At 73.4% G+C, this 13,492-nt stretch carries 8 protein-coding genes; 2 read left to right on the forward strand and 6 right to left on the reverse strand.

Going from position 1 to position 13,492, the window contains the following annotated elements; all coding sequences use genetic code 11:
• Window positions 1–19 precede the first annotated feature (19 nt).
• From ACWEPF_RS15080 to ACWEPF_RS15090, 3 genes are all read right to left on the reverse strand, one after another.
• Window positions 20–4,228 carry an RHS repeat-associated core domain-containing protein gene (locus ACWEPF_RS15080; RefSeq protein ID WP_452172853.1) on the reverse strand — a complete coding sequence of 1,403 codons (4,209 nt, stop codon included), beginning with the start codon at window positions 4,226–4,228 and terminating at the stop codon, window positions 20–22.
• Window positions 4,225–4,821 carry a WXG100-like domain-containing protein gene (locus ACWEPF_RS15085; RefSeq protein ID WP_452172854.1) on the reverse strand — a complete coding sequence of 199 codons (597 nt, stop codon included), beginning with the start codon at window positions 4,819–4,821 and terminating at the stop codon, window positions 4,225–4,227. Before ACWEPF_RS15085 ends, ACWEPF_RS15080 begins: the two co-directional genes overlap by 4 nt.
• A 113-nt stretch (window positions 4,822–4,934) precedes the next feature.
• Window positions 4,935–5,330, reverse strand: coding sequence for a hypothetical protein (locus ACWEPF_RS15090; RefSeq protein ID WP_452172855.1), 396 nt, complete (start codon window positions 5,328–5,330; stop codon window positions 4,935–4,937).
• Between the two features lie 115 nt (window positions 5,331–5,445).
• Here ACWEPF_RS15090 and bla point away from each other — a divergent pair, with 115 nt between their 5' ends.
• The gene (gene bla / locus ACWEPF_RS15095) at window positions 5,446–6,351 is read left to right on the forward strand and encodes a class A beta-lactamase (protein WP_452172856.1); all 906 of its coding nucleotides are present in this window, start codon (window positions 5,446–5,448) and stop codon (window positions 6,349–6,351) included.
• A 48-nt stretch (window positions 6,352–6,399) separates the two neighbouring features.
• Here bla and ACWEPF_RS15100 read toward each other — a convergent pair whose 3' ends face one another.
• Window positions 6,400–8,388, reverse strand: a complete 1,989-nt coding sequence (locus tag ACWEPF_RS15100) for a phosphocholine-specific phospholipase C (RefSeq protein WP_452172857.1) — start codon at window positions 8,386–8,388, stop codon at window positions 6,400–6,402.
• 11 nt (window positions 8,389–8,399) lie between these two features.
• Complete coding sequence (locus ACWEPF_RS15105) at window positions 8,400–9,824, reverse strand: endonuclease/exonuclease/phosphatase family protein (protein WP_452172858.1); 1,425 nt, start codon at window positions 9,822–9,824, stop codon at window positions 8,400–8,402.
• A 226-nt stretch (window positions 9,825–10,050) separates the two neighbouring features.
• Between ACWEPF_RS15105 and ACWEPF_RS15110 the strand changes: the two genes are divergently transcribed.
• The gene (locus ACWEPF_RS15110) at window positions 10,051–10,974 is read left to right on the forward strand and encodes an RNA polymerase sigma-70 factor (RefSeq protein WP_452172859.1); all 924 of its coding nucleotides are present in this window, start codon (window positions 10,051–10,053) and stop codon (window positions 10,972–10,974) included.
• A 7-nt stretch (window positions 10,975–10,981) separates the two neighbouring features.
• Here the strand turns inward: ACWEPF_RS15110 and ACWEPF_RS15115 are convergent, their stop codons facing one another.
• Window positions 10,982–13,408 (reverse strand): PQQ-dependent sugar dehydrogenase, encoded by a 2,427-nt coding sequence (locus ACWEPF_RS15115; protein WP_452172860.1) that lies wholly within the window; start codon window positions 13,406–13,408, stop codon window positions 10,982–10,984.
• Window positions 13,409–13,492: the final 84 nt, after the last annotated feature.

Raw genomic sequence — 13,492 nt, forward strand, 5'->3', positions numbered from 1 at the left:
GTCCCATCTCCATCCGGCGTCAGCGCCTTCGGCGCCGGCCACCGCCGCCGTTGTTGCCGTCGTTGCCGTTCTGGTCCCGGCGCTCCTGGTCCCAGGTGCGCTGCTGGTCCTCCCAGCCGACCGGCTTGCCGTCCTTGGTGGCCTGGTAGCCGGGCGGGGCCGCCTCCTCCGAACGACCGCTGCCGGGGATTATATTGCTCTCCAAGTCGCCGAGCAGGGGGCCCGGGATCCCGTAGAGGTCGTCTCCCCGGGTCGGGTCGGAGATCTCCGGGAAGTTCTTCTTGTAGTCCTTCCAGGAGGTGCCCTCCGGGACTTCGCCCTTGAAGTCCTTCTGGTCCTGCGGCAGGGCCGTGGCCCGTACCCGCTCCAGGTAGCTGACCGGCACCTCGAAGGACTGCACCCGCCCGCCGTCCTCCGGCTGGTAGTTGTCGGTGTGCCGGCGGTCGCCCATGTTCACGTAGAGGCTGGAGCCGTCGGGGTTGTTCCTGGTGGGGGCGCGGTTGATCGAGACGTCGCCGTTGCCGTCGACCTCGACGCGGTAGCTGTTACCGGGCTTGCCCCGGTACTCCCACTTCTCCTTGCGGTAGACCCGGACCACCTCGCACATCTTCGGCGTGAGGCCCAGCGGGTCCAGCCAGGTGTGCGGGTTGACCACGTAGGAGGACGGGTTGGGGGCCGCGGCCAGCCCGAGCGGGTCTGGCGAGGTGTAGCGGGCGGTCTCGGGGTCGTAGTAGCGCCGGACGTTGTAGTGGAGGCGGGTCTCCGGGTCGAAGTACTGGCCGGGGAAGCGCAGCGGCGTGTACGTGGTGCTGCCCGCGGGCCAGGTGGTGCTGCCCCACAGGGTGGAGCGGGAGCGCCAGGCCACCGCACCGTTCTCGTCGACGAGTTCGGTCGGGGTGCCGACCAGGTCGGTGACGATCGCGAAGAAGCGCCGGTCGCTCCTCGGCGCGCCGTCGTCGGCGTCGCCGGTGACGATCGCCTCGGCCTGGGCCAGCGGGTGGTGGCCCTCGTGCTCCCAGGTCAGGGTGTGCGGGCCGGGCAGGTGCGGGGCGTGGCTGGTCTGCTCGCAGAGGGTGTCGCCGTCCCAGACGAAGTCCGTCCGTTCCAGGACCGTGGTGCCGTCCTCGGCGAGGCGCAGCTTGGTGGTGCGCCGGCCGAGCGGGTCGTAGCCGTAGCGCCACTGCTGCCCGTCGGGGGTGAGGACGGCGACCAGGCAGTCCTCGGCGTCCCAGCCGTACTGCCAGGTCTCGGATCCCCCTCCGGGCAGCGGAGCCTGACGCGCCACCACCCGCCCGGCCGCGTCGTGGGTGTAGGAGACGGCTCCGGCGGTGGTCAGCCGGGTGCCCTGGTAGCTGCGCGGGCCGGCCGCCTCGGAGCCGGCCAGGGCAGCGGGCCACTCGGCCTCGGTGAGGTTCCCGGCGCTGTCGTAGGCGTAGGCCTCGGTCCAGCCCCTGGCCCGCACCGCGGTCACCCGCTGGGCCGCGTCCAGTTCGAAGGTGCGCGGGCCGGCCAGGTGGTCCTCGACCCCGACCAGTCCGCCCCGGACGTCGTAGCCGAAGCCGCGGCGCTGGACCAGGGCGCCGCCCGGGCCGCCCTGCTCGACCAGCTGGGAGCTCAGCCGGCGCGCTCCGTCCCAGGTCTGACGGACCGACAGTCCGCTCTGCCAGCCGCGGCCGACCTCGCGGCCGGAGGCGTCGCGGGCGAAGGTGACGGCCCGTCCGGCGAAGGCCAGGCCGACGGGGTTGCCTACCGCGTCGTAGGTCCAGTGGCTCTCGACCCCGGCGGGGGTGCGCCGGGCGGTGCGGCGGCCCTCGGCGTCGTACCGGACCACCGTCCGGCGGCCGTCGACGGTCTCCGCGGTGGTGCCGTCGGGGCCGTAGTCGCGCTCCAGCCGGCTGGTCGGGCTCTGGGCCGAGCGCAGGCGCCCCGCCGGGTCGAAGGCGTAGCTGGTCACCACGCCGGCGGCGTCCTTGCCGACCACCCGGCCGAGCGCGTCGCGGGTGAAGGCGATCCGCCCGCCGAGCGCGGTGGTCCGGGCGGTCAACTGCCCGGCCGCGTCGTGCTCGTAGGCCAGGGTGCGGCCGTCGAAGTCGGTCTCGGAGACCGGGTTGCCGACCGGGTCGTAGCGGTAGGTCCAGCTGAGGCCCTGGGGGTTGGTGACCTGGACGAGCCGCAGCTCGGTGTCGTACGCGAAGGTGTGGGTGCTGCCGTCCGGTGCGGTCCGGGAAGCGGGCAGGTCGAAGTGCGTGTAGGTGTGGACGGTCACCCCGCCCGAGGGGTCGGTGTGGCGCAGCAGGTTGCCCTCGCCGTCCCACTCCCAGCTCTCCGTCCCGCCGTCCGGACCGGTGCGGGCCAGCGGCCGACCCTCGACGGTCCAGCTGGTCCGGGTGGTCCCGCCGAGGGCGTCCGTCTCCTCGACGATCCGGCCGAAGGCGTCCCGGCGGGTGGTCTGCGTCCCGCCCAGCGGGTCGACCACCCGGGCCGGGAAGCCGAGGGCGTCGCACTCGACCCGTGCCGTGCCGCCTGCGGCGTCGGTGACGGCGGCCAGGTGGTGGTGCTCGTCGTAGTGGTAACGGGTGACCGCGCCGGACGGGCCGGTGACCTCGGTGGGGTTGCCGCGCTCGTCGTAGCGGTAGCGCCAGGTGGCACCGTCCGGGCCGGTGTGGCGGACGGGCAGCGGCAGCGCGTTGTAGGCGACGGTGGTGCGGCTGCCGTCGGGCCGGGTGACGCCGGTGAGGTTGCCCTCGACGTCGTGCTCGAAGGAGACGGTGCGGCCGAGCGCGTCGGTCCGGCTCAGCGCCCGGTCGTAGTCGTCCCACTCCCGGTGGACGGTGTGGCCGAGGGCGTCGGTCTCCGAGACGGTCTGGCCGTGCTCGTTGAAGCGGTAGACGGTCGGGTGGCCGAGGGAGTCGGTGACGGTGGTGGTCCGGCCCTCGGGGTCGTAGGCGAAGACCGCGTCCAGGTGCCCGGCCTCGCCGCGGGTCTGCACGCAGCGGCCCGAGCGGTCGTAGAGGTAGCGGTAGCGCCGCTGGTTGCGGTCGGTCCAGGTGGTGATCCGGCCCTCGGCGTCGTAGCCGAAGCGCATCGCCAGACCGGAGGAGTTGACCACCTCGGCGAGGTGGCCCTCGGCGTCGTAGCCGAAGCGGACCAGCGGGAGCGCGGCCGCCTCGGGGCCGTACTCGGCGCCCGCGTCGAGCAGTCGCAGCGCGGTGATCCGGGGGCCGGTGGTCTCGATCGCGATCCGGCGGCCGGCCGAGTCGCGGACCTCCACCGGCAGGCCGCCCGCGTACTCCACCTCGATCCGGTGTCCGTTGCGGTCGGCGATCGCGACCAACGGCAGGTGGGCCGCTCCGTCGGGGCCGGGCAACTCCCCGGGGAGCCGGTCGAAGTGACGGGTGATCCCCGACCTGGGGTCGGTGATCCGGACGCCGGTGCCGCCGTCGGCGTCCCGCTCCATCGGGTGGCGCGGGCCCTCCAGCGGGAGCAGCGGCGCGCCCGGGTCCTCGGGCTCGGGCGCCGGGTAGTGCAGCACCACGCCGTCCTCGGCCGCGAACAGGGCTCCCTCGGCGTCGAGTTCGACCCGCTGGTCCAGCGTGGAGGCCCAGGAGGGTCCGAACAGCGCACCGGCGCGGTACGAGGAGACGTGCGTCCGGGAGAGCAGCAGCGGGAGCGCGCCGGGCAGTTCGACGTCGTCCTGGGCGAGCAGCATCTCACCGGACTGGACGTCGACCGGGTCGCTGCGCATCTGCCGGGTGGCGGGCGGCTTGGCGGTGCTGCGCGGCGGTTGGGTGGTGGTGTCGCGCAGCTTCGGCGGCGCGGGCCTGGGCCCCGGCCTCGGGCCGGGCTTGGGCGGGCCGGGCTTGGGCCGCGGGGCGCCCGGGGTGCCGGGCTTGGCGGGGGTGGTGTCCTGTCCGGTGACCTTCTTCAGGTCGTCGACGATCCGCTGCTCGTTGGCCTTGTGGTTGCGGCTGGTCTGCTCCAGCCCCTGCCCGACCTTCTTCAGGTGCTTCTGCAGCGCCTTCTGGCCCTGATCCATCGAGTCCATCAGCTCGCCGATGCCCTTTTCGGCCGCCTTGGCCAGTCCGCCCTTGCCGCGGGTGCGGCCGAAGGCGGCCTTGGCGCGGCCGTGGTGGCGCCGGTGCGAGTCCTCCAGGTCGTCGGCGTGCTTGCCGAACTTCTTCGCCAGGTCGTCGACCGACGACGGGTCGTGCCGCATCTCGTCGCTCATGCCGCGCTCGCCCCGCTCCCCGCCGCGTCCTCCAGCAGGTTGATCACCAGCTTCTCGGCCATGTTCCCGAGCGCCTCGACCACGGCGCCGGTGGCGGCCTCCATGAGCTGGTCGATGATCTGCTGCTCTGCCTCCTTCAGCAGGCGCCGCACGATCACCCTGGTCGCCTGGGTCGCGCCGAGCGCGCCGAGTTCGGAGAGGCCGAAGGTGAACGGCGCGGCGGCCTGAGCCGCGATCATCTCGGCCGCCATGATGGCCAGTTGGGCGATGGCCGCGATCTTCGCCCCGGTGATGACCACCGCCACCCCGTCCAGACAGAACGCCACCACCCGGCCGCCTTGGGCCAGTTGGCTCAGATGGGTGCCGGAGACCTGCCCCCAGTGCGCCTCGAAGGCCTGCACCGCCAGCCCCGCGTTGCTGCCCAGCATCTGCTGGACCGCCCCGTGCGCGTCCGCGATCCCGGCGTCGACGTCGTCCGCCATCTCGCGCAGCGCGTCGGCCATCTCGCGGTAGTCGTCCTCGTCCACGTTCGGCCAGTTGATGCCGATCAGATCCAGCACCCACGCAAGCTCGTCGGGCAGCACGACGCCCATGGATCCCCACCCCCCGTGGCAGGCTCAGAACAAATGCCGGACAGGCTAACCCAACCGGGTCCGCCGTACACCGACCTCCCGAAGATCCACGCATCCGGGCCGGAGCCGTCCGTTCAGCCGGCGGCCTCGCCCCGGACCGACGTCGAGATCGCGGTGAACACCACAGCCCCGGCGGGCAGGCCGACCAGGGTGCCCAGGATCGTTCCGATGCCTGGCCCCCATCCGGCCCGGACGGCCTCGCCGAGCAGGTGCCCGGCCACGAGCGCCGCCGCGAGGACGGCAATGCCCGCCAGTACGGCGAGCCGCCGCTTCGGTCCGGGCTCCCGCCCGTGGAAGTCGAAACCGATGGCGCCGAAGGAGCCCATCATCAGGGGCCACTGGTCCAGGTCGCCGGCGTCGGCGATGCCGAGCAGCCACAGCGCCCCCCAGCAGAGCGCCGCGAACACCAGGCCGACCGCTTCGTAGCAGCAGACCACGAAGAACACGTACCGGCTCGTTCCAGGCTTCACGGATCCCCCATCCGTTCGACTCCCCCAGTCGCTCCCGGTGTACCCGGATCCGCCGGTCGGACCCCGGTCGTGGCGGGATCGGAACGGTTCGGGCCCGATCGGCGTCCTGGTGGGCATGGACACACGCAACGCGCTTCAGGGCCCGAGCCGGCGTCAGATGATCGGCGGGGCCGCCCTGGTGACGGCCGCCACCCTCCTCCCGGCCGGCAGAGCGGCCGCCCGGGGGCGCGGCGACGTGACGGAGCGGCTGCGCGCGCTGGAGCGGGAGCACGGCGCCCGCCTCGGGGTGTACGCGCGCGCCGCCGACTCCGGCCGCACCGTGCACCACCGGGCCGACGAGCTGTTCCCGCTCTGCTCGACCTTCAAGACCCTCGCCGTGGCCGCCGTCCTCCGCGACCTCGACGGCCCGCTCGACCGCCGCATCCGCTACACCGCGAAGGAGGCCGCCGACTCCGGCTACGCGCCGGTCACCGGCCTGCCGGAGAACGTGGCGGCCGGTCTGACGGTGGAGCAGCTCTGCGACGCCGCCGTCCGGTTCAGCGACAACGGGGCCGCCAACCTGCTGCTCAAGGAGCTCGGCGGCCCCGGGGCCGTGACCCGGTTCTGCCGTTCGCTGGGCGACCGGGTGACCAGGCTCGACCGCTGGGAGCCCGCGCTCAACTCGGCCGAGCCGGGCCGGGTCACCGACACCACCAGCCCGCGCGCGCTGGCCCGGACCAACGCGAAGCTGGTCACCGGCCAGGCGCTGGAGCCGGCCGACCGCGAGCGCCTCACCGGCTGGCTGCGCGGCAACACCACCGGCGGCAACCGGCTGCGGGCCGGGCTGCCGAAGGACTGGACGGTGGCGGAGAAGACCGGCACCGGGTCCTACGGCACGGCCAACGACGCCGGGGTGGCCTGGCCGCCCGGCCGCGGTCCGGTCGCGATCGTCGTGCTGACCACCCATCAGGACCCGAAGGCCGTCGCCGACGAGCCGCTGATCGCCGAGGCCGCCGCCATCGCCGCCGAGGCCCTGGCCTGATCCGCGCCGCCGGGCCCCGCCCACCCGGCGGGGCCCGGCGGCGGGAGGTCAGTGCACCGTGCCCGCGTACCGCCGCACGAAGCGGGTGCCGGTCGCGGCGGTCACCGTGACGTCGTAACGGCCGTTGTCGAGCGGCCAGTTGACGGTGGCCTGCTTCCCGGCGGCGACCCACACCGTCTGGGTCCGGCCCGCGAAGTCATGGGCCGAGAGGGTGAAGGACACCTCCGTGCCGCCGTCGTTGTGCAGGTGCAGGGCCACCTTGTTGCGCTGCACGAGCGCCTCCACCACCGGCACCGCCACGTCCTGCTGCTCCGCCCGGACCACCGTCCCGGCGAAGCGGCGGACGAAGCCGTCGGGGCCGTGCACGGTGAAGTCGTACTGGCCGTCGGTGGCCGAGGCGTCCCAGACGTAGGTCCTGGCGGAGGCCGACGGGACGGTGAACGGCGTTCCGGCGAACGGAAGTCGGACGTTCGGGTAGACGGTGTAGGGGAAGCCGGCCGTGCCGGTGTTGGTCATGGTGCAGGTGATCCGGCCGGTGGCGCGGTCCACGGCCACCTCCGCGCCGGGTCCGTAGGGCAGCTTGCGGTGCGGCCGCTCCCCCGGCTCCTGCGGCGGCAGCGACTGGCCGCCCACCGCCGGGAGCCTGACCGCCGGCAGGCCCGCGCCCGCGTCGGCCCGGGCCATCAGGGCGTTGGTGTCGGGCAGCAAGGGGATCGAGAAGTCCGGCTTGGTGAAGTCGAAGCAGCTGGTCAGGTCGCCGCAGACGGTGCGGCGCCAGGCGGAGACGTTGGGCTCCGCCACCCCGGTCACCACCTCCAGGAACTGCACCACCGAGGTGTGGTCGAAGACCTGGGAGTTCACCCAGCCGCCGCGTGACCACGGCGAGGCGACCCAGAGCGGGACGCGGTTGCCGAGGCCGATCGCCCGGCCCTGGGCGAACTCCTCGGGGGTGCCCGGCTCGGGGGTGGGCGGCACCATGTGGTCGAAGTAGCCGTCGTTCTCGTCGTACATGACCAGGAAGACGGTGTGGTTCCACACCTCCGGGTTGGACATCAGCGACTGCAGCGCCGTGTTGACCCAGTGCGCGCCGTACGCCGGGCCCGCGTTCGGGTGCTCGGAGAACAGGTACGGGGCGACCAGCCACGAGACCGTCGGCAGCGCACCGGACTTGCAGTCGGCGTCGAAGGCGGCGGGGTCGAACTTGGTCATCGCGTTGACGTACCGCGGGTCGTCCTTCGGGAAGGCGTGGAACTGCTTGAAGTACGAGAGCGCGTTGTCGTCGTAGTCGCCGGTCCGCTCGTCCTTGCTGGGGTTGTGGTAGACCCGCCAGCTCACGCCCGCGGCCTGCAGGCGCTCCGCGTAGGTGGTCCAGTCGGCCACCGGGTTGTCCGTCACCGGGGTGTTGTCGATCCACGGGCCGGTGGTGCCGTCCTTGCCCGGGCCGGCGGTGCCGGTCCACAGGTAGAGGCGGTTGGGGTCGGTGGGCCCGGCCAGCGAGCAGAAGTACGCGTCGCAGAGGGTGAACGCGTCGGCCAGCGCGAACTGGTAGGGGATGTCCTCGCGGGTGAAGTAGCCCATCGCGCGCTCGCCCTTGGCGGCGATCCACTTGTTCATCGCGCCGTTGTTGATCGCCTGGTGGCCGGTGGCCCAGTCGTGCGGGAGGCCGCCGGCGTTCTGCGCGTTGTACTTCGAGGTATCCATCCGGTACGGCAGCATCACGCCGCCGTCGCTGCGGCCCGCGTCGGGCTGGCGGAACACGTCGCCCCCGTCCGGGAACCGCAGCGCCTGCTTGTCGGCGAAGCCGCGCACGCCGTTCAGGGTGCCGAAGTAGTGGTCGAAGGAGCGGTTCTCCTGCATCAGGATGACCACGTGCTTGACGTCGGCGACGGTGCCGGTGCCGGGCTTGGGCCGCTTGGCCTTGGCGGCCTCGGTGTCGGCGGCGGCCGCCTCGGCGGCACCGGCACCGCCGATCACACCGGCCGCCGCGGCCGCGGCGGAGGCGGAGACGAAGGTGCGGCGGCTGAGCTGGGGAGTCATCTGGCGGCCTCTCAGATCGTGAAGGTGGCGACGGCGGCGGCGGTGTCCGAGGGCCAGCCGTTGGCGGCGGCCGCGGGCTCGGGGGCGGGCCAGCCGGTGGTCAGGGTGTGGGCCTCGACCAGGGTGAGCCTCCCGGCGAAGTGCACCTGGTCGATCCGGTCCTGCGGCTCGGGCTGCGTGCCGCGCGAGACCCGGGTGACGGACCAGGTGGTGCCCGGGGAGGCCGCCGGGTCGGGGTGGGCCAGCCGGTAGGCGTCGACCAGGCCCGCGTCCCGCAGGGCCGCCGTCACCGGCCACTCCAGCGCCGCGACCCCGCCGTGCGCGGCGGCGGTGGCCGGTGTCCAGTCCAGGTGCGAGGGCGAGGCCAGCCCGGCGGCGAGCACCACGGGGAGCGGCTTGCGGACGGCCAGTTCGGCCTTCACGGCGGCGGCCAGGGCCAGCGCCTGCCGGCCGCGGGCCGAGGCCTTCTCGCTCGCGAGCACCGCCTCGGCGCTCCGGCCGTCCTGCACGGCGTACGGGCCGTAGTCCGCCTCGTCCAGGTGAGCCGCCCAGAACCGCACCGCCCGGCCGCCGGGCAGCTGCACCGTGACGCCGGCGGCCGGCAGCTCCGCGGTCGCCGCGGTCACCTCGGCCAGCGGGTAGCGGCTCAGCACGCCGACGCTGCCCGCACTCTGGTACGCGTACCAGCCGAGCGCGTCGGCCAGCGCCTGGGCGGCGGTGCCGCCGGTCTCCTGGAGGGCCACCACGTCCCAGCCCTGGGTGAGCACCACCCGCAACTGCTTCTCCAGCGCGTCCGTGGTGTTCGCGCCGGCCTTCCAGAGGTTGAGGGTGGCCGTCTTCAGCCGCGGCCTGCGGTTCTCGACCGGCACCTGGACGGTGAGCTCGTCGGTGTTCCCGGCCGCGTCCTTGACCGCGACGGTGAGCACGGCAGGGCGGGGCAGCGGCGCGTTCGGGGCGGTGCCGGTGACGGTGCCGCCCGCGCTGACGGAGAGCCAGGAGTCGCCGCCCGTCTTGCGGAAGACCGGCGCCGAGGAGCCGAGCATCCACAGCCCGCCGAGCTCGATCCGGAACGCGGCCGAGGGCGCCACGACGGTCGCGGTCAGCGCGTCCACCGCCAGGTGCGGGCGCGGCGCGACCGGGCGCGGCCGGAAGGAGAACGGCGCGCTGCGCGCCAGGACGCCGTAGCCGTCCTTGGCCAACAGGTAGGCGGTGTACGGGCCGTCGGTCAGTGCCGAGGTGTCCAGCTGCACCTCCCCCGAGGCGGCCGCGGTGTACTTCCACAGCAGCGAGGAGCCGGTGCCCGGCAGCCGGTCGCCGTCGTAGACGCCGACCCAGTTCTTGGCGTCGGGGGCGTCGGTGGTCCAGCGGAAGGTGAGCCGGTCGCCTTCGGTCGGGCTCTGCGGCGTGGAGAGGCTGAGGGAGGAACCTGCGGCCACGGGGGTCCTGTCCGCCGCGGCCAGGGGGCGCGCGGCTGCGTCGAGTTGGCTGTACAACCCGGCCCATTCAGTCGGGGCCGGGCGGCCTCCCGATGAACGGAACGTGACGGTCCGCCGGTCTTCCCCAAAACTCACGGCCCCCGGGCCCCCACCCCGCCCGTCGACCGGGAACCGCCCGGTGGCAGAGTTCCCATGATCGAACGTCACATCGCACGGGGGGCACCGCATGACCAAGGTCGAGGAGTTCGAGGAGCTCCGGCCGCTGCTGTTCTCGGTCTCCTACCGGATCCTCGGCAGCGTGAGCGAGGCCGAGGACGTCGTGCAGGAGGCCTGGCTGCGCTACGACGCCTCGCCGACCAGGCCCGACTCGGTCAAGGCCTTCCTGTCGACCACGGTCACCCGGCTCTCGATCGACGTGCTGCGCTCGGCCCGGGTGCGGCGGGAGGCGTACGTCGGGCCGTGGTTCCCGGAGCCGCTGCTCAGCGATCCCTACCAGGACCCGGAGCGGGCGGCCGAGTTGGCGGACTCGGTGTCGATGGCGGCCCTGCTGCTGCTGGAACGGCTCGGCCCGGTGGAACGGGCGGTCTTCCTGCTGCGGGAGGTGTTCGGCTTCGAGTACCCGGAGATCGCCGCCGCGGTCGGCCGCTCGGAGGCCTCCTGCCGCCAGCTGCTGGTCCGGGCCAAGCGGCACATGGCCGAGGGCCGGCCCCGCTTCGAGGCCGACCGCGCGGAGCGGGACGAGCTGGCGGCCCGGTTCTTCGAGGCGATGGCCGGCGGCGACATGGAGGGGCTCCAGCAGCTGCTCGCCGCCGATGTGCAGTTCGTCGGCGACGGCGGCGGGAAGGCCCCGCAGCTGGCCCGGGCGGTCAGCGGCTCGGCCAACGTGGCCCGGCTGCTCGCCGCGGTCTTTCCCGTGCTGCTGCGGATCGACGTCACCCTCGAACCGCACGAGGTCAACGGCCAGCCCGGCGCCGTCTTCCGGGACCGCGACGGGAAGGTGCTCCAGGCGCTGGCCCTGGACGTGCTGGACGGGCAGGTGCAGGCCGTCCGGGTGGTGCTCAACCCGGACAAGCTGCGCCACCTCGGACCGGTCGCCGACGCCTGGGCGGTCAGCGAGGAGGTGCGGCGCGCCCGCCGCACCTCCTCCTGACCCGCCGTCAGCCGATGGAGATCCGGAAGATCTTGTCGGCGCCGTCGGCCGCCCCGCCGTTGTTGTCGGCGTTGGTGGTGGTCAGCCAGAGCTGGTCCGCCCCCGGCACCTTGGTGACGGTGCGCAGGCGGCCGTAGGTGCCGACGTAGTAGGAGGTGGCGGTGCCGACGGTCTCGGTGTCGCCGTTGATCGGGATGCGGTACATCCGGGTGCCCTTGAGGGCGGCCATGTAGATGACGTTGCGGACGATGGCGATGCCGCTCGGGGAGGCCACGTTGACCGCCCAGGTGGCCTTGGGGTTGGTCATCCCGGCGGTGGAGCAGGTGCCCTCGCAGGTCGGCCAGCCGTAGTTGGCGCCGGGCTTGATCAGGTTGAGCTCGTCGAACTTGGAGTCGCCGAACTCGGCCTCCCAGAGCCGCCCGCTCCGGTCGAAGGCCAGGCCCTGCGGGTTGCGGTGGCCGAGGCTGTAGACGTAGTTGCCGAAGGGGTTGCCGGGGGCGGGCTTGCCCGCGGTGGTCAGGCGCAGGATCTTGCCGTTGAGCGAGTTCTTGTCCTGGGCCAGGGCCTGGGTCTGGGCGTCGCCGGTGGTGGCGTAGAGGTAGCCGTCGGGGCCGAAGGCCAGCCGGCCGCCGTTGTGGTAGCGGTTCTTCTTGATGCCCTGGAGCAGCACGGTGTAGCCGCCGAGCGAGCTGCCGTTGTAGGTCATCCGGACGATCCGGTTGCCCTCGGAGGCGGTGTGCATGAAGTAGACGTACTTGTTGGACGTCCAGTTGGGGTCGATCGCCACGCCGAGCAGGCCGCCCTCGCCGTCGGTGGTCACCGCGTTGGGCACCGTCCCGACCAGGGTCTTGGAGCCGTCCTTGGCCTGCCGGAAGACCTTGAACGAATCCCGTTCGGTGACCAGGGCGTTGGAGCCGTCGGGCAGCCAGCCGATGCCCCACGGGACGGTCCAGCCGGAGGACAGGGTGGCCGGGGAGCCGGGCACGCCGCCGTCGGCGGTGCAGGCACCGGTGGTGAAGCCGACGGGCGCGGAGGCCGGGGAGTAGCCACCGGCCGTGTCCTTGGCCACCACGGTGAGGGCGAACGAGGCGTCACAGGCCAGGCCGGTCACGGTGGTCGTGGTGGCCGGCGGGGCGCCGGTGACGGTGGCCAGGACGGCGCTGCCGCTGCGCACCTCGTACGCCACCACGCCCTTGTCGTCACTGGAGGCTCCCCAACTCAGCTTCGCCGAGCTGGCCTTGACCTCCGAGACGGTGGGCGTGCCCGGCGTGCTGGGCAGCGGGTCGGTGCTCGCCGTGGTGGTGCAGTCCAGGGCGACGCTGGCCGGGGAGGCGTTGCCGGCCGCGTCCCGGGCGATCACCGTGAGGTTGTAGGTGGTGCTGGGGGCCAGCCCGGTGAGCACCTTGGCGGTGGCGTCGCCGGGGGCCTCGGCCAGCTTGTTGCCGTGCTCGTAGAGGTCGTACGCGCTGACGCCGACGTTGTCGGTGGCCGGGGCCCAGTTCAGGGTCAGGCCGTTCGGGCCGATGTCGGTGCAGCTGAGCTGGGCGGGGCGGCTCGGCGGCACGGTGTCGGCGGTGACGCCGACCGTGATCCGGTCCAGGTTGGGCCCGCCGTTGGCGGTGGTGGCGGTGGCCCGGACGGTGTTGGCCCCGGCGAGCAGCGGCACGTTCACCGTCTTGGTGGCCCAGGTGTCCCAGGTGGTGGTGGCCGGGAAGGAGACCCCGGCGGCCACCACGGTGCCGTTCACCACCAGGTCCATCGGGCGGTCCACGGTGGTGCCGTTGGCGTAGCGCAGGGTCAGCGGGGCCGTCCCGGCGGTGCCGGCGCTGACCGCGAACTCGACGTACGAGCCCACCGCGTTGGTGTAGTCCACGAAGCCGGTGCCGGTGAAGCCGGTGTGGTTGGTGGCCACCGCGGCCTGGCCGAGGGTGGCGTCCTCGGCCTGGTAGTCGGTGCTCGGCGCGGTGACCTCCACCTCCAGGTAGTCGAGGTTGGGCAGGCCGTCGGCGCTGCTGGAGGTGAGGCGGACCTTGTTGGCCCCCGCGGTGAGCGGGGCGGTCACGGTCGCGGTGGTCCAGGTGTCCCAGGTGCCGGTGGACGGGAAGGACCGCCCGGCGGCGATCCGGGCCCCGTTGACGGTGATGTCGGCGGGGCGGTCGATGGTGGTGCCGTTGGCGTACCGGATGGACAGCACCCCGGTCCCGGCGGTGGCGGCGTTCACCGTGAACTCGACCGAACTGCCCGACGCGTTGTCGCCGTTGACGAATCCGGTGCCCGAGTAGCCGGTGTGGTTGGACTCCACCGCGCCCTTGGTCACGCTCGCGCCCTCCGCCTCGTAGCGGGCGGCCGCGGCAGGCGCCGGGGGCGCGGCCACCGTGCCGAGCACCAGAGCGGCGAGGGCTCCGCCGGTGGCCGCGAGATTCCTGGCTCTCATCCGATTCTCCTTGCAGGTCAGGGAGTTCACCGCCGGCGCCGGGCACGGGCGGTGAAGTCCCCGTCCGGACGGGCCCGTTCAGAA

Source organism: Kitasatospora sp. NPDC004289, assembly GCF_053602875.1.